The sequence below is a fragment of the Streptomyces toyocaensis genome, assembly GCF_000725125.1.
Taxonomy (GTDB): Bacteria; Actinomycetota; Actinomycetes; order Streptomycetales; family Streptomycetaceae; genus Streptomyces; species Streptomyces toyocaensis.
Map to the genome: position 1 here is coordinate 15,690 of NZ_JFCB01000053.1, position 19,627 is coordinate 35,316.

Annotated in this window: 20 protein-coding genes and 2 riboswitches; of the genes, 14 read left to right on the forward strand and 6 right to left on the reverse strand. The window is 70.8% G+C overall.

The window, feature by feature from the left end:
• Positions 1-46: 46 nt before the first annotated feature.
• Positions 47-814 (forward strand): enoyl-CoA hydratase/isomerase family protein, encoded by a 768-nt coding sequence (locus BU52_RS31660; RefSeq protein ID WP_037941060.1) that lies wholly within the window; start codon positions 47-49, stop codon positions 812-814.
• Positions 815-993: 179 nt separating this feature from the next.
• Positions 994-1,602 (forward strand): ATP-binding protein, encoded by a 609-nt coding sequence (locus tag BU52_RS31665; RefSeq protein WP_078903554.1) that lies wholly within the window; start codon positions 994-996, stop codon positions 1,600-1,602.
• 23 nt (positions 1,603-1,625) lie between these two features.
• On the opposite strand, the gene BU52_RS31670 is transcribed toward BU52_RS31665, so the two are convergent.
• Positions 1,626-2,264 (reverse strand): GNAT family N-acetyltransferase, encoded by a 639-nt coding sequence (locus BU52_RS31670; RefSeq protein WP_037941065.1) that lies wholly within the window; start codon positions 2,262-2,264, stop codon positions 1,626-1,628.
• A gap of 175 nt (positions 2,265-2,439) precedes the next feature.
• Here BU52_RS31670 and BU52_RS31675 point away from each other — a divergent pair, with 175 nt between their 5' ends.
• Together BU52_RS31675 and BU52_RS31680 are read left to right on the forward strand one after the other, a co-directional pair.
• Positions 2,440-2,652 carry an EF-hand domain-containing protein gene (locus BU52_RS31675; protein ID WP_037941067.1) on the forward strand — a complete coding sequence of 71 codons (213 nt, stop codon included), beginning with the start codon at positions 2,440-2,442 and terminating at the stop codon, positions 2,650-2,652.
• 76 nt (positions 2,653-2,728) lie between these two features.
• Positions 2,729-3,418: an NADPH-dependent F420 reductase gene (locus BU52_RS31680; protein WP_407702086.1), complete on the forward strand. Its 690-nt coding sequence runs from the start codon at positions 2,729-2,731 to the stop codon at positions 3,416-3,418.
• A gap of 103 nt (positions 3,419-3,521) precedes the next feature.
• Here BU52_RS31680 and BU52_RS31685 read toward each other — a convergent pair whose 3' ends face one another.
• The 4 genes from BU52_RS31685 to gcvT form a co-directional block, all read right to left on the reverse strand.
• Positions 3,522-4,889 carry an L-serine ammonia-lyase gene (locus BU52_RS31685; protein WP_037941069.1) on the reverse strand — a complete coding sequence of 456 codons (1,368 nt, stop codon included), beginning with the start codon at positions 4,887-4,889 and terminating at the stop codon, positions 3,522-3,524.
• Positions 4,890-5,055: 166 nt separating this feature from the next.
• Entirely contained in the window at positions 5,056-6,315 is a 1,260-nt protein-coding gene (gene glyA / locus BU52_RS31690) for a serine hydroxymethyltransferase (RefSeq protein WP_037941070.1), read from the reverse strand.
• 14 nt (positions 6,316-6,329) lie between these two features.
• Positions 6,330-6,707: a glycine cleavage system protein GcvH gene (gcvH, locus tag BU52_RS31695; protein WP_037941071.1), complete on the reverse strand. Its 378-nt coding sequence runs from the start codon at positions 6,705-6,707 to the stop codon at positions 6,330-6,332.
• A gap of 136 nt (positions 6,708-6,843) precedes the next feature.
• The gene (gene gcvT, locus BU52_RS31700; protein ID WP_037941073.1) at positions 6,844-7,962 is read right to left on the reverse strand and encodes a glycine cleavage system aminomethyltransferase GcvT; all 1,119 of its coding nucleotides are present in this window, start codon (positions 7,960-7,962) and stop codon (positions 6,844-6,846) included.
• Positions 7,963-7,996: 34 nt separating this feature from the next.
• Positions 7,997-8,122, reverse strand: a riboswitch (glycine riboswitch).
• Positions 8,123-8,223, reverse strand: a riboswitch (glycine riboswitch).
• Positions 8,224-8,444: 221 nt separating this feature from the next.
• On the opposite strand from gcvT, the gene BU52_RS31705 reads away from it, so the two are divergent.
• The 9 genes from BU52_RS31705 (at position 8,445) to BU52_RS31745 (ending at position 18,126) form a co-directional block, all read left to right on the forward strand.
• Positions 8,445-9,113 (forward strand): AAA family ATPase, encoded by a 669-nt coding sequence (locus tag BU52_RS31705; RefSeq protein ID WP_037941075.1) that lies wholly within the window; start codon positions 8,445-8,447, stop codon positions 9,111-9,113.
• A 53-nt stretch (positions 9,114-9,166) separates the two neighbouring features.
• Positions 9,167-9,946, forward strand: a complete 780-nt coding sequence (locus BU52_RS31710) for an enhanced serine sensitivity protein SseB (protein WP_037941077.1) — start codon at positions 9,167-9,169, stop codon at positions 9,944-9,946.
• Between the two features lie 95 nt (positions 9,947-10,041).
• Positions 10,042-10,830 carry an enhanced serine sensitivity protein SseB C-terminal domain-containing protein gene (locus tag BU52_RS31715; RefSeq protein WP_037941079.1) on the forward strand — a complete coding sequence of 263 codons (789 nt, stop codon included), beginning with the start codon at positions 10,042-10,044 and terminating at the stop codon, positions 10,828-10,830.
• Positions 10,831-11,259: 429 nt separating this feature from the next.
• Complete coding sequence (locus tag BU52_RS31720) at positions 11,260-12,930, forward strand: ABC transporter substrate-binding protein (RefSeq protein ID WP_037941080.1); 1,671 nt, start codon at positions 11,260-11,262, stop codon at positions 12,928-12,930.
• Positions 12,931-13,040: 110 nt separating this feature from the next.
• Positions 13,041-14,045, forward strand: a complete 1,005-nt coding sequence (locus BU52_RS31725; RefSeq protein WP_037941081.1) for an ABC transporter permease — start codon at positions 13,041-13,043, stop codon at positions 14,043-14,045.
• Position 14,046: 1 nt separating this feature from the next.
• Positions 14,047-15,006 carry an ABC transporter permease gene (locus BU52_RS31730; protein ID WP_037941082.1) on the forward strand — a complete coding sequence of 320 codons (960 nt, stop codon included), beginning with the start codon at positions 14,047-14,049 and terminating at the stop codon, positions 15,004-15,006.
• 6 nt (positions 15,007-15,012) lie between these two features.
• The gene (locus BU52_RS31735) at positions 15,013-16,014 is read left to right on the forward strand and encodes an ABC transporter ATP-binding protein (protein ID WP_037941084.1); all 1,002 of its coding nucleotides are present in this window, start codon (positions 15,013-15,015) and stop codon (positions 16,012-16,014) included.
• Positions 16,011-17,390: an ABC transporter ATP-binding protein gene (locus tag BU52_RS31740; RefSeq protein WP_037941085.1), complete on the forward strand. Its 1,380-nt coding sequence runs from the start codon at positions 16,011-16,013 to the stop codon at positions 17,388-17,390. Before BU52_RS31735 ends, BU52_RS31740 begins: the two co-directional genes overlap by 4 nt.
• 79 nt (positions 17,391-17,469) lie before the next feature.
• Positions 17,470-18,126 carry a trimeric intracellular cation channel family protein gene (locus tag BU52_RS31745; protein WP_037941087.1) on the forward strand — a complete coding sequence of 219 codons (657 nt, stop codon included), beginning with the start codon at positions 17,470-17,472 and terminating at the stop codon, positions 18,124-18,126.
• Here the strand turns inward: BU52_RS31745 and BU52_RS31750 are convergent.
• Positions 18,035-19,267: an alpha/beta hydrolase gene (locus BU52_RS31750; protein WP_037941089.1), complete on the reverse strand. Its 1,233-nt coding sequence runs from the start codon at positions 19,265-19,267 to the stop codon at positions 18,035-18,037. The two genes, BU52_RS31745 and BU52_RS31750, sit on opposite strands and share 92 nt — an antisense overlap.
• A 98-nt stretch (positions 19,268-19,365) precedes the next feature.
• Between BU52_RS31750 and BU52_RS31755 the strand changes: the two genes are divergently transcribed.
• Positions 19,366-19,627: thioesterase family protein (locus BU52_RS31755; RefSeq protein ID WP_167343557.1), on the forward strand; the 262-nt coding region annotated here is incomplete at its 3' end.

Sequence of the window (19,627 nt, forward strand, 5' to 3'; positions counted from 1 at the left end):
GACCGCACCTTCCCCGGACGCCGTTAGTCACCGTTAACCTGCTGCCATGACCGTACATCTGGAAGTCGCCGAGGGCGTCGGCACGCTGCGGCTGGACCGCCCGCCCATGAACGCGCTGGACGTCGCCACGCAGGACCGGCTGAAGGAACTCGCCGAGGAGGCCACGCGCCGCGAGGACGTGCGCGCCGTGGTGATCTACGGCGGCGAGAAGGTGTTCGCGGCGGGCGCGGACATCAAGGAGATGCAGGCCATGGACCACGCGGCAATGGTCGTGCGGTCACGTGCCCTGCAGGACTCCTTCACCGCCGTGGCACGTATCCCCAAGCCGGTCGTGGCCGCCGTCACCGGCTACGCGCTCGGCGGGGGCTGCGAACTCGCGCTCTGCGCCGACTACCGCATCGCCGGGGAGAACGCCAAGCTGGGCCAGCCCGAGATCCTGCTCGGCCTGATCCCGGGCGCGGGCGGCACCCAGCGGCTGTCCCGGCTGATCGGCCCTTCCCGGGCCAAGGACCTCATCTTCACCGGCCGGCAGGTCCGGGCCGACGAGGCGCTCACGCTCGGCCTGGTGGACCGCGTGGTCCCCGCCGAGGAGGTCTACGCCCAGGCGCACGCATGGGCCGCGAAGCTCGCCCAGGGCCCGGCGATCGCGCTGCGGGCGGCCAAGGAGTCGGTCGACACCGGCCTGGAGACGGACATCGACACCGGCCTCGCCGTCGAACGCAACTGGTTCGCGGGCCTGTTCGCCACGGAGGACCGGGAGCGGGGGATGCGCAGCTTCGTCGAGGAGGGCCCCGGCAAGGCGAAGTTCCTGTGACGACCGCATGAAATCCTCTCCGGCATCTTGCAATTGACGCGATGTCTCATCCGGGTCCCTCGATGGGGCGGTTTGTGGGAGCCTGAGGGCACCCTGAAGCCGCTCGTGTCGAGGGAGCCCGTCGATTGCCAGAGAGCGAGCCGTTCCCGCAGTTGGGACGGTTTTTCGGTGACCCCGGAGTGCCACCCGCACATGCCGGGGGCCCGGTGCCGGAGGGGGCCGCACGGGGGGCGTGTTCCCCCGGAACGGCCCCGGCGGGCCCGGCGCGCGGCCATGATGGGGGCATGGCGGGGCTGGAGGACATGGAACAGCCGCGGGGAGACGGACGTGCGACCGCGTCGCGCTGGTCGCCGACGGTCGAGGACGAACGCGCCCTGAGGGCACTGGAGTTGTTCGGAAACCCGGCGGAGGCAGAGGCTGTGCTGCCGTCCCGTCCCGAGTCCGCCGCCACCGCCCGCCGGCTCGTCCAGGTCGTCGTCCTGCGTCACTGGGGCCTGACCGCCGCGACCGCCGAGGACGCCGTCCTGCTCGTCTCCGAACTGGTCGGCAACGCCGTGCGCCACACCGGGGCCCGGGTCTTCGGCCTCCGCATGCGCCACCGGCGCGGCTGGATCCGTGTCGAGGTGCGCGACCCGTCCCGGGGGCTGCCCTGTCTCATGCCGGTGCAGGAGCTGGACGTCAGCGGCCGGGGCCTCTTCCTCGTCGATCACCTCGCCGACCGCTGGGGCGTCGATCTGCTGCCCCGCGGCAAGACCACCTGGTTCGAGATGCGCGTCGCGGACCGCTGAGGGCCCGTCCCCGGCCGCCTCCGTCAGCCGGGAAGGAACAGCGCCTCGGAGCCGACCGGCCGGTACCCGGCGGCGTGGAACGCCCGCATGCTGCGGGCGTTGCCCGGGGAGATCTGCGCCCACACCGGCTCGCCCCCGGACAGGTGCCGCGCCGCCAGTGCCAGGCGCCGTCCCAGACCCCGGTGCCGGGCCTCCCGCGCCACCTCCACCGCGACCTCGAGCCGCCCCGCGACGCCGCGCCCCAGCACCAGCACGCCCCCGTCCACCGACCATACCCGTACGTCGTCGCGCCGCCCGAGGGCGCTCCTCACCCGGGGGTGGTCCGGGTCGCCGATCTCCGTGAGCGCGAGCGGCGGAGCGTCCGCGAGCCCGGACGCGACCGTCATGACGTCGATCGTGTCCGTCCGCCGCCCGGTGCGCTCCAGGAAGGCGGCCAGAAAACGGACGTTCATGGTGGCGGCCAGGGCGTCGCAGCCGGCCGACGCCAGCGTCCGCCGCACCCACGCGGGGTCCTCGTCGGTGAAGACGACGGAGTGCGCGGTGAACGCCAGCACCCCCGCGTCCCGCTCCGACGGCTGGGCCACCACCGTCGTCCCCCCGTCCGCCGCCGGGAAGACGCCCCGTGCCGCCGCGTCGAGAATGTCCCGCAGAGTTCCCGTCACCCTCGCTCCTCGAGTCTCCACCCGCTGGAAGGCCCAGACTCCCAGACCTGATCGAGGACGGCACCGGACTTCCCGCCGTCGAGCAGGTGGGTGGTCGCCGCACCGGGGTCTTGGGCGGCCCGATAATCTGACCTGCGTCAGTACGACGCACAGCACAAGAATGAGGGGCGGATCGGTGGCGGACATCGAGGAAGCGCGCAAGCAGTTCGAGCGGATCGATACGGACGGGGACGGATTCATCACCGCTGCCGAGTTCAAGACCGCTCTGGCCCAGGGCGGGGACTGGAACGTCACCGAGGCGGTCGCGGAGGCCCTCATCAAGTCCCGCGACCTGAACGGCGACAAGGTCCTGTCGTTCGACGAGTTCCGGGCGCACCTGAACAAGTAGGTCCGGAATAGCCCGCCCTTCCGCGCGGTTGGTGCCGGTCACGGCGGTTCCCGCAGGGGACCGGAGTCGACCACCGATCCCCGGAAGGGCGAGGCGAGCGGACATGAAGATCGGCATCATCGGAGCGGGCAACATCGGCGGGAACCTCACGCGGCGGCTCACGGCCCTCGGCCATGACGTCTCCGTCGCCAATTCCCGCGGCCCCCACACCCTGAAGGAACTCGCCGAGGAGACCGGCGCGAGGCCCGTCCGGGCCGAGGAGGCGGCGCGCGGCGCCGAGGTCGTGGTCGTCACCGTCCCCCTCAAGGCCGTCCCGGACCTGCCGTCCGGCCTGTTCGAGGAGGCCGCGGAGGGCGTGGCCGTCATCGACACCGGCAACTACTACCCGCAGCAGCGGGACGGCAGGATCGCGGGCATCGAGGACGAGGGCATCACCGAGAGCCGCTGGACCGAACGCCGGATCGGCCACGGTGTGATCAAGGCGTTCAACGGCACCTACGCCCAGGACATCCTGGACCGCCACCGGCCGGCCGGCGCCCCCGACCGGATGGCCCTGCCCGTCGCCGGCGACGACGAGGCGGCCAAGCGGAAGGTCCGGGCCCTGATCGACGAGCTCGGCTTCGACACCGTGGACGCGGGCGGGATCGACGACTCCTGGCGCCAGCAGCCAGGCACCCCGGTCTACGGCCTGCGCGCGGGCGTCGACGCCGTCACCGAGGCCCTCGCGGAGGCCTCCCCGGAACGCGAGCCGGAGTTCAAGGGCTAGGACGGCGGCCGGGCGGCCCCGGCCCTTGCCTTCAGGAACGACCCGCTGGGAAAGTCCGCGACGCATCTGCCCAGCGGGTCGTCGACGCCACGCGGCACCCCGTTCAGCACTCGATGATGTTCACCGCCAGCCCGCCCCGGGCCGTCTCCTTGTACTTGACCGACATGTCCGCGCCGGTCTCCTTCATCGTCTTGATGACCTTGTCCAGGGACACCTTGTGGGAGCCGTCGCCGCGCATGGCCATCCGCGCCGCCGTGACCGCCTTCACCGCGGCCATGCCGTTGCGTTCGATGCAGGGGATCTGCACCAGTCCGCCGACCGGGTCGCAGGTCAGTCCGAGGTTGTGCTCCATGCCGATCTCGGCGGCGTTCTCCACCTGCTCCGGGGAGCCGCCCAGCACCTCCGCGAGCGCGCCCGCCGCCATCGAGCAGGCGGAGCCGACCTCGCCCTGGCAGCCGACCTCGGCCCCGGAGATGGAGGCGTTCTCCTTGAAGAGCATGCCGATCGCGCCCGCGGCGAGCAGGAAGCGGACCACGCCCTCCTCGTCGGCGCCGGGCACGAAGTTCATGTAGTAGTGCAGGACGGCCGGGATGATGCCCGCCGCGCCGTTCGTCGGCGCCGTGACGACCCGGCCGCCGGCCGCGTTCTCCTCGTTCACGGCCATCGCGTAGAGGGTGATCCACTCCATGGCCAGGGCCTGCGGGTCGCCCTCCGAGCGGAGCTTGCGGGCGGTGTTCGCGGCGCGGCGGCGGACCTTCAGGCCGCCCGGCAGGATGCCCTCGCGGGACATGCCGCGGTCGACGCAGGCCCGCATCACGCGCCAGATCTCCAGCAGACCCTCGCGGATCTCCTCCTCGGTCCGCCAGGCCCGCTCGTTCTCCAGCATCAGGGCGGAGATCGACAGGCCGGTCTCCTCGGTGAGGCGCAGCAGCTCGTCGCCCGTGCGGAAGGGGTACTTCAGGACGGTGTCGTCGAGCTTGATGCGGTCGGCGCCCACCGCCTCCTCGTCCACGACGAACCCGCCGCCCACCGAGTAGTAGGTCCTGCTCAGCACCTCCGCGCCGGACGCGTCGTACGCCCACAGCGTCATGCCGTTGGCGTGGTACGGCAGTGCCTTGCGGCGGTGCAGCACCATGTCGTCGTCGAAGGAGAAGGCGATCTCGTGCTCGCCGAGCAGCCGGATCCGGCCGCCGTCCTTGATCTTCTCCACCCGCTCGTCGGCGGACTCCACGTCCACCGTGCGCGGTGAGTCGCCCTCCAGGCCGAGCAGCACGGCCTTGGGTGTGCCGTGGCCGTGCCCGGTGGCGCCCAGGGAGCCGTACAGCTCGGCCCGCACCGAGGCCACCGAGTCCAGCAGGTCCTCGTTGCGCAGCCGCCGGGCGAACATCCGGGCCGCCCGCATCGGGCCGACCGTGTGCGAGCTGGACGGGCCGATGCCGATCGAGAACAGATCGAAGACCGAGATGGCCACGGGAGGACTCCTAAGGGTTCGGCGGACGGCGCTGTCCACCGGGAGGGGTGGTTCGAAGGATCGGAGGAGACGGATCGTCTCCGCATGTCGTGGTGCGGGGCACCGCGCCCACCCGACCCAGTGTGCGCGATGCCCCGGACGTCCGTACGACGGAAAGCGTACGAAATTACGTCAGACCGGGGTACAGCGGGTGCTTCTCGGCGAGTGCCGTCACCCGGGCCCGCAGCGACTCCACGTCGAAGGACGGCTTCAGCGTCTCAGCGATCACGTCCGCGACCTCGGTGAAGTCCTCGGCCGTGAAGCCGCGGGTGGCCAGCGCGGGCGTGCCGATGCGCAGACCCGAGGTGACCATCGGCGGGCGCGGATCGTTCGGGATCGCGTTGCGGTTGACCGTGATGCCGACCTCGTGGAGACGGTCCTCGGCCTGCTGCCCGTCCAGCTCGGACTCGCGCAGGTCGACCAGGACCAGGTGCACGTCCGTGCCGCCGGACAGCACGTCCACGCCCACGGCCCTGACGTCGTCCTTGACCAGGCGCTCGGCCAGGATGCGGGCACCCTCCAGGGTGCGGCGCTGGCGCTCCTTGAACTCCTCGGACGCGCAGACCTTGAAGGCGACCGCCTTGGCGGCGACCACGTGCTCCAGCGGACCGCCCTGCTGTCCCGGGAACACCGCGGAGTTGATCTTCTTGGCCAGCTCGGCCGTCGAGAGGATCACACCGCCGCGCGGGCCGCCGAGGGTCTTGTGCGTCGTGGTCGTCACCACGTGGGCGTGCGGCACCGGGTTGGGGTGCAGGCCCGCGGCCACCAGCCCAGCGAAGTGCGCCATGTCGACCATGAGGTAGGCGCCGACCTCGTCCGCGATCCGGCGGAACGCGGCGAAGTCCAGCTGCCGCGGGTACGCCGACCAGCCGGCGACGATCAGCTTGGGCTTGCTCTCCTTGGCGAGCCGCTCGACCTCGGCCATGTCGACCTGACCGTCGTCGCCGACGTGGTACGCGACCACGTTGTAGAGCTTGCCGGAGAAGTTGATCTTCATGCCGTGGGTCAGGTGCCCGCCGTGGGCGAGGTTCAGGCCCATGATCGTGTCACCGGGCTTGAGCAGCGCGAACATCGCGGCCGCGTTGGCCTGGGCACCCGAGTGCGGCTGCACGTTGGCGTGCTCGGCGCCGAAGAGCTCCTTGACGCGGTCGATGGCGATCTGCTCGATCACGTCGACGTGCTCGCAGCCGCCGTAGTAGCGGCGGCCGGGGTAGCCCTCGGCGTACTTGTTGGTGAGGACCGAGCCCTGGGCCTCCATCACGGCGACCGGGGCGAAGTTCTCCGAGGCGATCATCTCGAGGGTGGACTGCTGGCGGTGCAGCTCGGCGTCGACCGCGGCGGCCACCGCCGGGTCGAGCTCGTGCAGGGGCGTGTTCAGAAGCGACATGCGGCTACGGCTCCTCAGCCCGCGATGTGGGCGTCGTACTCGGCGGCGGTCAGCAGGTCGGCCGGCTCGTCGGTGACGCGCACCTTGAACAGCCAGCCACCCTCGAAGGGGGCGGAGTTCACCAGCGACGGGTCGTTCACGACGTCCTCGTTGACCTCGGTGATCTCGCCCGTGACCGGGGAGTACAGGTCGCTGACCGACTTGGTCGACTCGAGCTCGCCGCAGGTCTCACCCGCGGTCACGGTGTCACCGACCTCGGGGAGCTGGACGAAGACCACGTCGCCGAGCGCGTTGGCCGCGTGCTCCGTGATGCCGACCGTCGACACGCCGTCCTCGGCGGCCGTCAGCCACTCGTGCTCCTTGCTGTAACGCAGCTGCTGGGGGTTGCTCATGGCCTGAATTCTCCTGTACGGGGGGGATGACGGATGACTGGGGGGACTGCGTACGGCGCCCGTGAGCAGGCACGACGTGCTCACTTCACACGCGCGGAAAGCCGTCTACGACGGTGTCACTTCTGCTGCGACGGTGTCACTTCTGCCGCTTGTAGAACGGCAGCGCCACGACCTCGTACGGCTCGTGGCTGCCGCGGATGTCCACGCCGACGCCCTCGGTGCCGGGGGCGGCGTGCGCGGCGTCGACGTACGCCATGGCGATCGGCTTGCCCAGCGTGGGGGAGGGGGCGCCGGAGGTGACCTCGCCGATCACCTCGCCCCCCGCCACGACCGCGTACCCGGCGCGCGGCACCCGGCGGCCCTGGGCGACCAGGCCGACCAGGACGCGGGGAGGCTCCGCGGCGGCGCGCTCGGCGGCCTCGGCCAGGGCGGCGCGGCCCACGAAGTCGCCCTCCTTCTCGAACTTCACCACCCGGCCCAGACCGGCGTCGAAAGGCGTCAGGGAGGTGCTCAGTTCGTTCCCGTACAGCGGCATGCCCGCCTCCAGGCGCAGCGTGTCACGGCAGGACAGCCCGCACGGGACCAGACCCGCGCCCTCACCGGCCTTGGTCAGCGCCTGCCACAGCTCGACCGCGTGCTCCGGCTTCACGAACAGCTCGAAGCCGTCCTCGCCGGTGTAGCCGGTGCGGGCGATGAGCGCGGGGACACCGGCGACCGTGCCGGGCAGACCGGCGTAGTACTTCAGGCCGTCCAGGTCGGCGTCGGTGAGCGAGGCGAGGATGGCGGGCGACTCGGGGCCCTGCACGGCGAGCAGCGCGTACGCGTCACGGTCGTCGCGGACCTCGGCGTCGAAGCCGGCCGAACGCCCGACGAGCGCGTCGAGCACCGTCTGCGCGTTGGAGGCGTTGGCGACGACCATGAACTCGGTCTCGCCGAGCCGGTAGACGATCAGGTCGTCCAGGATGCCGCCGTCCTCTCGGCAGATCATGGTGTAGCGGGCGCGGCCGGGCTTGACGCCACCGATGTTGCCCACCAGCGCGTGGTCGAGCAGGGCGGCCGCCTGTGACCCGGTGACCGTGATCTCGCCCATGTGCGAGAGGTCGAAGAGGCCGGCCCTGGTGCGCACGGCGTTGTGCTCGTCGCGCTCGGAGCCGTAACGCAGGGGCATGTCCCAGCCGGCGAAGTCGGTCATCGTCGCGCCGAGCGACCGGTGCAGGGCGTCGAGCGCGGTACGGCGAGGTTCGTTACTGCTCATCGGTCGGTCTCCCAAAGGCATGACGGGCGAGGTGTCCTCCCCATCTGTCATCGGAACCTGAGAGGTTCGCCATGACCGCCCGCACAGGGGAGGAGCCACGGCTTGCACCTTGGGTGGAGCCACTGGAGTACGGCTGCAGCGGCCCGCTTTTCAGATGTGCCTCGCCCGCGCGGTAACGGTGCCTGAGAGATTCAAGGGAGGGACTTGCTCCTTCGGCGCCCCGGCGGCACATGGTGCCGGGGACTCTCCCGCGCGGATTCAAACGGCCGGTATGCAGTTGGCGCGCACATCATTGCACGCATCGGCGGCGTCCGGCAGGGGGACCCTTTCCTGGGGTGCACGGGATGTGCGGGCTCGGTCACGGGGAGCTGTGACAGGCCTGTTTCACGAAAGGCACGGAAACGAGAGACACCTGGCATTACCGTCTCTTTACACTCGGCGGGGACGGGACTCGTACCTGACCCCAGGGGAGGACCATCACGGTGAACAGGACCACGGCGTGCGCCACGACCTCCGGCGTCGCGCTGCCCCCTCGGCCGGCCGCCCGGGCCGGCCGGGCCCGCGGCGCGCTGCCGGCGCCCGTCGTCCGCGATCTGCGCGCACGGGGCGGCCGCGGTCCGCGCGCGCTGCTCTTCGGGCCCCGCGACCTCGTCGTGGTCACCGGACTGCCCGGCAGCGGCAAGTCCACGCTGATGCGGCGCGCGGTGCGGGGCACCCGGATCGACTCCCAGGACACCCGTGACCGCTGGGACCGCCGCATGCCGCGCCTGCTGCCGTACGCCGTGTACCGCCCGCTGGTCCGCCTGGCCCACTACGCCGGGCTGCGCCGCGCGCTGCGGGCCGGTGAGGCGGTCGTCGTCCACGACTGCGGCACGCAGGCCTGGGTGCGGCGCTGGCTGGCCCGCGAGGCCCGCCGCCGGGGGGCGTGCCTGCACCTGCTGCTGCTCGACGTCACCCCCCAGCAGGCCCTGGCCGGCCAGCGAGAGCGCGGGCGCGGAGTCTCCCGCTACGCCTTCCTGCGCCACCGTGCGGCGAGCGAACGGCTGTTGCGCGCGGTGGAGCGCGGCCGGGTGCCGGCGGGCTGCGGCTCGGTGGTGCTGATCGACCGGGACGCGGCGGACGGGCTGCGCCGGATCGGCTTCGCGGGCTGACCGGATAGCCTTTTCAGCCACAGCAGTGGTTCCAGGCAGGCGGTAGGCGACAGATGGACTTCCCGGCGGACTTCCCGGACCGGACGCACACCCATCCGCACGGCGGATGGCCCGGCAACGAACTGGAGGAGGTGCTCTCGGCCTCCCTCGGCGTCCCCTCGGCGGGGAGCAGGATCATCGAGGTGCTGGGCCGCAGCTTCGTCTGGGTCCCGCTGCCGGGCGGCGGCGGCCCGCACAGCGGGCCGCTGGACCTGCCCACCGTGGAGCTCGACGGCCAGGCCTACGTCCCCGTCTTCAGCTCCGAGGAGCAGTTCCGGCAGGTCGTCGGCTCCCACGTGTCGTACACCGTCGCGCCCGCCGTGGAGTTCGCCCGTGGTCTGCCGCCGCAGGCCGGGATCGCGGTGAACCCCGGCGGAGTGGTCGCCGCCCCGCTGCCGCCCGCCGCCGTCGCCGAACTGTGCCGGGCCGGACGCACCCCGCTGGACGGGCCGGCGTCCGGCGGCCGGGTCCGGCTCTTCGAGCCCGACTGGCAGGAGGACCCGGTGGACTTCCTCGGCGCGGCCTCGGAGGAGTTCGACGCCGCCGGGGTGGTGACGACCGCCCGCCGCTGCCTCGCCGCGATCGAGACGGAGGCCCCGGTCCTCTTCGTCGGCGTGGAACTCTCCCAGTGGGAGGGAGACGCCCGCACCCTTCCCCTGGACGCCCTCGGGAGGGCCCTGGGCCGCACCCCGGTCCGCTGGCCGGTCAACCTGATCCTCCTCGACGTGGCCCAGGACCCGGTGGCCGACTGGCTCCGCGCCAGGGTCAGCCCTTTCTACGAGCGCCGCCACTGACCCGGAGGAGGGGCGCGGGGCACCGCCCGTCGGAGGCCTTCGGCTTACGCTAGGTTCATTGGCTGGTGAGGTGTGTTACGGAGGGGCGATACAAAGTGAGCGCTGGCACCGCGGCGGCCGGGCAGGTCGAGCACATGCTGCGCCAGGTGACGCCCGGGCGTTACGACGCCTACGAGGCGTTGCTGCGCGCTCTCGCGACCCCTTCGTCCGGCCAGGTCTGGATGCTGCTGTGGCACGGCCAGGCCGGCTCGCCGGACGCCCAGTACGGGAACATGGAGGTCGACGGCCTCGGCTACGCGCCCTGCGTCACCTCCGCCCAGGAGTTGTCGGCCAGTGGCTGGAACCGGTCGTACGAGGTGGTCGACGGGCTCGAAGTGGCCCGCGCGCTCTACCCCGACCACTACGGCCTCTGGCTCAATCCGCACGCCCCGGGCGGCGGCCTCGGCATCCCCTGGCTGGACCTGCGCCGGATCGCCGGCGGGCTGGACCGCCGGCCCGCCGGACCGCTGCGGCTGTCCGAACCGGCCATCGAGCTTCCCCAGTTCTACGCCCTGCTCGCGCAGAACGCCCACCGCACCCCGGCCGTCCGCGCGCTGCGCCGCGCCTGGGTGCAGCCCGCGCTGGGCGCCCCCTACCTCGCCATCGGCCTGGACGTGTACGACACCTCCCCGCCCGCCGTGGACGCGGTGCGGGCGATGATGCAGCAGTCCCTCGGCGCGGTCCCGGACGGGCTGCCCGTGTCGACCGTCGCCATGTCCGACGAGCACGACCCGGTCGCGATGTGGCTGCGCGCCAACGCCCGTCCCTTCTACGACCGCGAGGCGCACGGCGCCGGCCGGCCACCCGCCCCGGGGTACGGCTATCCGCCCGCGCAGCACGGCTGACCGGGAGGAACCCGCGCGGTCGCGGAGCGGTCCGTCGGCCGGGTGCCGTCCGGTGCTGACTCAGCGTCACCGCGTCCATCAGGTGGACACGTCTGCCGGCGCCCTCCGGGTACTCGTCGGACCGGCGCTGATTTCTCATCACATTTCCGGCCATGCGCGCTCCGCGACCACGCCTCAGTCACGCGTCACCTGCGGTTTCACCCGTTCTTCACGTCGCGGGGCGTTGCCTCGACACGCCGTCGGCGTCCGCGTTCCGTGTCCGTGACGTCAAAACTCGCCGGGTGGGTGTCTGACACATCCCATATGTCAAGTGTTCAGATCTCAGGTAGGTATCACCGCTATCCGGACTGTTGCCTGACTCCCTGCGAACGTCTGTAGTGTTCGGCCGGTCAAGATGTATCCACATAGCGGACCCGGAGTGGCCCCAATATGCGCATAACCAAGTCCCGAGTCGCTCGGGCGATCACGGCCGCGGTGGCGGTCGGTCTGATTGCCACGGGCTGCTCCAGCGAGCGGGACAGTGACAACAAGAGCGACGGCGCGAAGGACACCTTCGTCTTCGCCGGTGCCGGTGACCCGGGTTCCCTCGACCCTGCCCTCGCGAGCGACGGTGAAACCTTCCGCGTGACGCGGCAGGCCTTCGAGGCCCTGCTCGAGCACGAGTCCGGCGGCACCAAGCTGGTCGGCGGCCTCGCCGAGACCTGGTCGAGCAACGACAAGGGCACCGTCTGGACCTTCAACCTCCGCAAGGGTGTGAAGTTCCACGACGGCGAGGCGTTCAACGCCGCGGCCGTCTGCGCCAACTACGACCACTGGTTCAACTGGACGGGCACCTACCAGTCCAGCGCGGTCTCCTACTACTGGCAGACCGTCATGGGCGGCTTCGCGAAGAACGAGGACAAGGAGACGCCCGAGGCGAACTACAAGTCCTGCACCGCGAAGGACGAGAACACCGCCGTCATCGAGGTCAAGAAGCCCTCCGCCAACCTCCCCGGCGGCTTCTCCCTCAACGCCCTCGCGATCCACTCGCCGAAGGCCCTCGCGGAGTACAAGAAGCAGGACGCCTCCGCCAAGGGCGACGCCATCACGTACCCCAAGTACAGCCAGGAGGCCGGCACGGTCGCCGGTACCGGCCCGTACAAGATCACGAAGTGGAACAAGGGCAACAAGGAAGTCACCCTTCAGCGCTTCGACGGCTACTGGGGCGAGAAGGCGAAGATCAAGAACCTGGTCTTCCGCACCATCGACACCGAGGAGGGCCGCCGTCAGGCGCTCCAGGCCGGTGACATCGACGGCTACGACCTCGTCGCCCCGGCCGACGTCAAGACCCTCGAGGACCAGGGCTACGTCGTCCCGACCCGTGGTGTCTTCAACCTCTTCTACGTGGGCATGAGCCAGAACGCCAACAAGGCGCTCAAGAAGAAGGAAGTCCGCCAGGCCATCGCGCAGGCGATCGACAAGGAGAACCTGGTCAAGACCCAGCTGCCCGAGGGTGGCAAGGTCGCCGACCAGTTCATGCCGGACACGATCGCGGGCTACTCCAAGAACGTCACGAAGTACCCGTTCGACACCGCCAAGGCCAAGGACCTCCTCAAGAAGGCCGGTGAGGAGAAGCTCCAGATCGAGTTCTGCTACCCGACCGAGGTCACCCGCCCGTACATGCCTGCCCCGCAGGACCTGTTCGAGCTGATGAAGGCCGACCTCGAGAAGGCCGGCATCACCGTCAAGCCCAAGGCCATGAAGTGGGCCCCGGACTACCTGGACGCCACCGAGGCGGGCTCCTGCGCCCTGCACATGCTCGGCTGGACCGGTGACTTCAACGACGGCTACAACTTCATCGGCACCTGGTTCGCCGAGTACGACAAGCAGTGGGGCTTCAAGGACAAGAAGGTCTTCGACGCCGTGAACGCCGGCTCGAAGCTGGGCAAGGCCGACGAGCGCACCGCCGCGTACGAGAAGGCCAACGAGGCCATCATGGACTACCTCCCGGGTGTCCCGATCTCCTCCTCCCCGCCGGCCATCGCCTTCGCCAAGAACGTGAACCCGCCGAACGTCTCCCCGCTGACGCAGGAAGTCTTCGCCGAGGCCTCCTTCAAGTAAGCGCCTGATCGGCAGGAAAACCAGAACGGGGGGGTCCGCCCGGCCGCCGCAACTCGGCGGCCGGGCGGGTCCATTCATGTAAGACATCACGCAAGAAAGGGGCATGCGGGGTGCTGCGTCTCGTCGTACGAAGACTGCTCCAGCTCATACCCACGCTGCTCGGCCTGTCGGTTCTGCTCTTCCTCTGGCTCGACCGGCTGCCCGGTGGTCCCGCCTCAGCGATCCTGGGGGAGAAAGCCACCGAGGCCGAAGTGGCGCGCATCAACCGTGCGCTCGGGCTGGACCAGCCCGTCTACGTTCAGTACTGGCGCTTCCTCAAGCGCATCTTCGAACTCGACCTGGGCACGTCCACCCAGACCGGGCAGCCGGTGTGGGACGAGTTCGTCCTCCGCTTCCCCGCGACCGTGGAGCTGTCCCTCCTCGCGATCCTGATCGCCGTCGCCGTGGGCGTCCCGCTCGGCTACTTCGCGGCCCGCAACCGCGGTGGCTGGCTCGACGTCACCGCCGTCTCCGGCTCGCTCGTCGGCATCTGCATCCCGGTCTTCTTCCTGGCGCTGATCCTCAAGCAGGTCTTCGCCGTCCAGCTCGGTATCTTCCCCAGCTACGGACGCCAGGACACCGGCATCAACGCCACCGACGTGACCGGCTTCGCCGTCCTGGACGGCATCCTCACCGGCGAGTTCGACGCCTCCTGGAACGCGATCACCCACCTGATCCTGCCCTCCGTCGCCCTGGCCTCCATCCCGCTCGCGGTCATCGTGCGCATGACCCGCGCCAGCGTCCTCGAGGTGCAGGACGAGGACTACGTCCGCACCGCCGAGGCCAAGGGCCTCAAGCGGAGCGTCGTCCGCGGCCGGCACGTGCTGCGCAACGCGATGCTCCCCGTGGTGACCGCGGTCGGCCTGCTCACGGGCTCCCTGCTGTCCGGCGCGGTCCTGACCGAGTCGGTCTTCTCCTTCGGAGGCATCGGCTCCTTCATCCGGACCGCGATCGACGCCCGCGACTACCCCGTGCTCGTCGGGTTCATCATGTTCATCGCGCTGGTGTACGTCCTGATCAACCTGTTGGTGGACCTCGCGTACAGCCTCATCGACCCGAGAGTGCGGGTGCACTGACATGAGTGTCGCCACCAAGACAGACAAGATCCAGCGCCTCGCCGAACTGGCCGCGACCAAGGAGACCAGCACCGGCGCCAGCCTGTGGCGGGAGGCGTTCCGGCGCCTCAAGCGCAGCAAGATGGCGATCATCGGCGCGGTCGTCATCGCCCTGTTCGTCGTCCTCGCGATCGTCGGGCCCTACATCGCCCCGTACTCCCCTACCGCCCAGACGTGGCGCAACGAGGTCTTCCCCAACCGGGGCGAGTTCGTCGGCGCGCGCGGCGAGAACTGGTTCGGGCTCGACCACCTCGGCCGGGACCTGTTCTCCCGGATGCTGGTCGGCGCCCGCCAGACGCTGCTGGTCGGCGTCGTCGCCACGCTGATCGGCCTCATCATCGGCTTCGTGATCGGTGGTCTCGCCGGCGCCTTCGCCACCCTCGGCGGCGACACCGGCAGGCGCGTCGACTCCGTCATCATGCGCTTCATCGACATCATGCTGGCGATGCCCTCGCTGCTGCTGGCCGTGTCCATCGCCGCCGTGATGGGGCAGTCACTGACCACGGTGATGATCGCGGTCGGTGTCGTGCAGATCCCGGTGTTCGCCCGGCTGCTGCGCGGCTCCATGCTGGCCCAGGGCAGCGCGGACTACGTGCTCGCCGCCAAGTCCCTCGGCGTGCGCAAGCGGCGCATCGTGCTCTCGCAGATCATCCCCAACTCGCTCAGCCCGGTGATCGTGCAGGCCACGCTCTCCCTTGCCACCGCGATCATCGAGGCGGCCGCGCTGTCCTACCTGGGCCTCGGCAACCCCGATCCGGCCATCCCCGAGTGGGGCGTCATGCTCACCCAGGCGCAGCGCTTCTTCGACAACGCGCCGATGATGGCGGTCTACCCCGCCGTCGGCATCATCATCACCGCCCTCGGCTTCACCCTCCTCGGCGAGGCCATGCGGGAAGCCCTCGACCCGAAGCTGAGGGGCTGAACCACCATGTCTCTGCTCACTGTCGACGAACTGACCGTCACCTTCGGCGGCCGCGGCCGCAAGGAGTCCCGGGCGGTCGACGGCGTCTCCTTCGAGGTGGACCAGGGCCAGGTCGTGGGCCTGGTCGGCGAGTCCGGTTGCGGGAAGTCCGTCACCTCGCTGGCCCTGATGGGCCTGCTCCCGTCCAAGGGCCTCACCATCGGCGGCCGTGCCGACTTCGACGGCACGAACCTGTTCACGATGAGCGCCTCCGCCCGCCGCGACCTGCGCGGCAGCGAGATGGCGATGATCTTCCAGGACCCGTTGTCCTCGCTCAACCCGGTCGTGCCGGTCGGCGTGCAGGTCACCGAGATCCTCGAGCGCCACCGCGGGATGAAGGGCGAGGCCGCCCGCAAGGAGGCAGCCGACCTGCTGGACCGGGTCGGCATCCCGGACCCCACCCGGCGGCTCAAGGAGTACCCGCACCAGCTCTCCGGCGGTATGCGCCAGCGCGCGCTGATCGCCATGGCGGTGGCCTGCGCCCCGCGCATGCTCATCGCCGACGAGCCCACCACCGCGCTCGACGTGACGATCCAGGCGCAGATCCTGGAACTGCTCAAGGAACTCGTGGACCAGGAGGGCACCGCCCTGCTGATGATCACCCACGACCTCGGGGTGGTCGCCGGTCTCTGCGACCAGGTCAACGTGCTCTACGCGGGCAAGGTCGTGGAGTCCGCCGGGCGCCGCGAGCTCTTCGGTCACCCGACCCACCCCTACGCGCACGGGCTGCTGGGCTCGATCCCGCGGCTGGACGCTCCCCGGGGCGAGCCGCTCAACCCGATCCGCGGCTCCATCAACGACCGCATCGCCTGGGCCGACGGCTGCGCCTTCGCGCCCCGCTGCGACCGGTACGAGATGGGCTGCCTGACCGGCACCCCGCAGCTCACGGAGCCCCGCGCGGCCGGTCACCAGGTGCGGTGCGTCAATCCCGTACTCGACGACGCGAAGGCCGAGGAGGTCCCCGCATGAGCCTGCTCGAACTGGACGGCGTCAAGGTCCACTTCCCCATCAAGAAGGGTCTCCTGTTCGACCGCACGGTCGGCCACGTCTATGCCGTGGACGGGATCTCCCTGAAGGTCGAGGCCGGCCAGACCTACGGCCTGGTCGGCGAGTCCGGCTGCGGCAAGACCACCCTCGGGCGGTCGGTGCTGCGGCTGGTGGACATCACCGAGGGGTCCGTCGTCCTCGACGGCACCGACCTGGCGAAGCTGCCCGGTGAGGAGATGCGCCGCTTCCGGCGCCGGCTGCAGATGGTCTTCCAGGACCCGCTGGGCTCGCTCAACCCCCGGCAGAACATCGAGTCGATCCTCTCCGAGGGCATGGTCGCCCACGGCATCGGCAAGGACCAGGAGGAGCGCCGGGAGAAGATCAAGTCGATCCTGGACAAGGTCGGCCTGCCCTCCAACGCGCTCTCCCGCTACCCGCACGAGTTCTCCGGCGGCCAGCGCCAGCGCATCGGCATCGCCCGCGCGCTGGTCCTCGAACCGGACGTGATCATCTGCGACGAGCCGGTCTCCGCGCTCGACGTGTCGGTCCAGGCCCAGGTCATCAACCTGCTGGAGGAGCTCCAGGAGGAACTCGGCCTGACCTACTTGGTGATCGCGCACGACCTCGCCGTGGTCCGGCACATCTCCGACACGATCGGCGTGATGTACCTGGGCTCGCTGGTCGAGGAGGCGCCGAGCGACGCGCTCTACGCCGAGCCGAAGCACCCGTACACCAAGGCCCTGATGTCGGCGGTACCGGTGCCGGACCCGGAGGTGGAGGACCAGCGCGAGCGCATCCTGCTCATCGGTGACCTGCCCTCCCCGGCGAACCCGCCGAGCGGCTGCCGCTTCCACACCCGCTGCCCGTGGGCGCAGGCCGAGCGGTGCTCGACCGAGCGTCCGCAGCTGCGGGACGTCGGCGGCGGTCACCGGGTGGCCTGCCACTTCGCCGACGAGATCGCGGCCGGGACGCTGGCGCGGACCACCGGAGAGGTCGTGCCGGCCACGCGCGAGGGCGTCGAGGACGCTCCGGTGTCCGAGGAACTCGCCGCGGCGACGGTGCCCGAGCAGGCGGGGCCGCCGGAGCAGGAGAGCACGAAGGCGGAGACCGCCGAGAAGACCGACGCCGCGGAGCCGGCGGAGAAGGCCGAAGCGGCGGTGGAGGCGGCCGGGCAGGCTGAGCAGGCCGAGAAGGCGGCGAGTGCCGGGAAGCCGGGCGAGGCCGCCGAGGCGCCCGAGCCGGAGGGGGCCGAAGCGCCCGAGCCGGAGGACGAGGAGGCCGGGCAAGCCGAAGAGGCCGAGAAGGCCGAGAAAGCCGAGAAGGCCGACGAGGCCGGCAAGGCTGACAAGGCCGTCTAGCGGCTGAGGACAGCAAGCTCACAGCACCCCTCGCCTTGATTTGCAAGGCGAGGGGTGCTTGCTGAGTCAGAATGTACGGGTGCTCCAGCAACTGTTCAGTCCGTCCGTCCTGCACACGCTCGATCTGATCGGCATCTTCGTCTTCGCGATCTCCGGCGCCCTGCTGGCCGTCCGCAAGAACTTCGACGTCTTCGGCATCGCCGTACTCGCGGAGGTGACCGCGCTGGGCGGAGGGCTCTTCCGCGATCTGGTCATCGGCGCGGTGCCGCCGGCGGCCTTCACGGACCTGGGCTACTTCCTCACGCCCCTGATCGCCACCGTCCTGGTGTTCTTCCTCCACCCGCACGTGGAGCGCATCCAGGTCGCCGTCAACGTCTTCGACGCGGCCGGGCTCGGGCTGTTCTGCGTCGTCGGCACCACCAAGGCGTACGACTACGGGCTCGGCCTGACCGCCTCCGCCTGTCTGGGCCTGGCCACCGCCGTCGGCGGCGGCGTGCTGCGCGACGTGCTCGCCAACGAGGTGCCCTCGCTGCTGCGCTGGGACCGGGACCTGTACGCGGTCCCCGCCATCGTCGGCGCCACCATGGTCGCGGTGTGTCTGCGTTACGACGTGCTGAACGCGATGACCAGCACCTTCGCCGTGCTCACGGCCTTCGTCCTCCGGATCCTCGCGATGCGCTACCACTGGCGGGCGCCCCGGGCGTGGCACCGTCGCTCGACGGTCCGGGAGGAGTAGCCCCGCCGCCGGCCGCGCGGTCCCCGCCCAGTTCCTCGGTCAGCCAGCGGAAGGCCGGTACCACCTGCGGCCGCCACAGCGCCATGGTGTGCCCGCCCGCGCTCTTCGGCAGCTTCACCACCTGGACGTGCGTCGGTGCCTTCGCGGCCCGCCCGAGGGCCAGGGCGTCCTCGTACCCGTCGTGCTCCTGACCCGAGAGGTAGAGCGAGATCCGGGGCGGCGCGGCCGCCGCGCGCAGCATGCGGAGGGGATTGCCCGCCGCCCGCAGGGCCGGGTCGCGCCCGGTGAGCGAGGCGCGCTCGACGGCCGGGTCGTTGTAGCCGGACAGGCTGACCGCCGCGCGGAAGCGGTCGGGGTGCGCGACGGCGAGCCGGGTCGCGCAGTGTCCCCCGGCCGAGTACCCGGCGACGGACCAGCCCCGGGGAGCGCTCCGGACGCGGAAGTTGTCCATGACCATGCGCGGCACGTCGATGCTCAGCCAGCTCTCCGCGTTCACCCGGCCGGCGAGGTTGGCGCAGCCCGTGTCCGCTCCGGGCAGCAGCGCGGTGCGCGGCGCCACCAGGACGAAGGGGGTGACGCGGCCGTCGCGCATCGGCTCGTGGAGCTGCTCGTGCGCGTCCAGCGTGCCGAACCAGGCCTTCGCCGAACCCGGGTAGCCCTGGAGCAGCTCCACGACCGGGAACCGGTGGTCGCGCCAGGCGGGGTCGTCGTACTGCGGGGGAAGCCAGACGTACACCTCGGCCCTCACCCCGGAGACACGGCCCGTCAGCTCGGTGACGCGGACGCCGCCCGCCGCCCGCATGCCCGGCCCGCCCGCCGTGCGGAACGCCTGACGGACCTTGGGCAGCCGCTCCACGGTGATCCCGCCGGTGCCGTCGGCACCGAGGTCGGCGGCGTGCTCGACATGGTCGCCGGTGGCCAGCAGGTCGGACCAGTCGTCGTAGAGCTGGTTGGCGTTGTTGACGAGGGTGAAGACCAGGGCCACGGCCGTGAGCTGGGCGAACAGCAGCATCGTCACCCGGGCGGCGGCCCGCGCGGCCCGGGGACCGCGCACCCTCGTCCACAGGACGAGCGGCACTCCGAGGGCGACGGCGGCCAGCACGGCCAAAGTGCAGAGGAACGGGATCCCGGTGAGGCTCATGTCCGGATAGAGGGCGGAAAGGGGGACCGGGTTCGCGTCGTTCAACCGCCCGTCGAACAAAGCTACCGCTTAGTATTGTCTTCTTGTACTGTTCAGCCATGCCAGAAGCAGCCTCCGCCCAGGCCACCAGGGCCATGATCGGCGCCAGCGAGTTCGACCGGGACACCGCTCTCGTCCAGCGGGAGCCCGGCGTCTACGACATCGACCTCTCCGCCGGCTGGACGATCATCAACGCCGTCAACGGCGGCTACCTGCTGGCCGTACTGGGCCGCGCGCTCGCGGACGCCCTGCCGCACTCCGACCCGTTCACCATCTCCGCGCACTACCTGACCGCCTCCCAGCCGGGCCCGGCGGTCGTGC

Bases quoted from the DNA above. Each gene is read 5' to 3' on its own strand.
- BU52_RS31710 (WP_037941077.1), top strand. From the start codon at position 9,167: ATGGACTTCCCGGCGGACTTCCCGGACCGGACGCACACCCATCCGCAC.
- glyA (WP_037941070.1), bottom strand. From the start codon at position 6,315: ATGTCGCTTCTGAACACGCCCCTGCACGAGCTCGACCCGGCGGTGGCC.
- BU52_RS31660 (WP_037941060.1), top strand. From the start codon at position 47: ATGACCGTACATCTGGAAGTCGCCGAGGGCGTCGGCACGCTGCGGCTG.
- BU52_RS31735 (WP_037941084.1), top strand. From the start codon at position 15,013: ATGTCTCTGCTCACTGTCGACGAACTGACCGTCACCTTCGGCGGCCGC.
- gcvT (WP_037941073.1), bottom strand. From the start codon at position 7,962: ATGAGCAGTAACGAACCTCGCCGTACCGCGCTCGACGCCCTGCACCGG.
- BU52_RS31740 (WP_037941085.1), top strand. From the start codon at position 16,011: ATGAGCCTGCTCGAACTGGACGGCGTCAAGGTCCACTTCCCCATCAAG.
- BU52_RS31720 (WP_037941080.1), top strand. From the start codon at position 11,260: ATGCGCATAACCAAGTCCCGAGTCGCTCGGGCGATCACGGCCGCGGTG.
- BU52_RS31750 (WP_037941089.1), bottom strand. From the start codon at position 19,267: ATGAGCCTCACCGGGATCCCGTTCCTCTGCACTTTGGCCGTGCTGGCC.
- BU52_RS31730 (WP_037941082.1), top strand. From the start codon at position 14,047: ATGAGTGTCGCCACCAAGACAGACAAGATCCAGCGCCTCGCCGAACTG.
- gcvH (WP_037941071.1), bottom strand. From the start codon at position 6,707: ATGAGCAACCCCCAGCAGCTGCGTTACAGCAAGGAGCACGAGTGGCTG.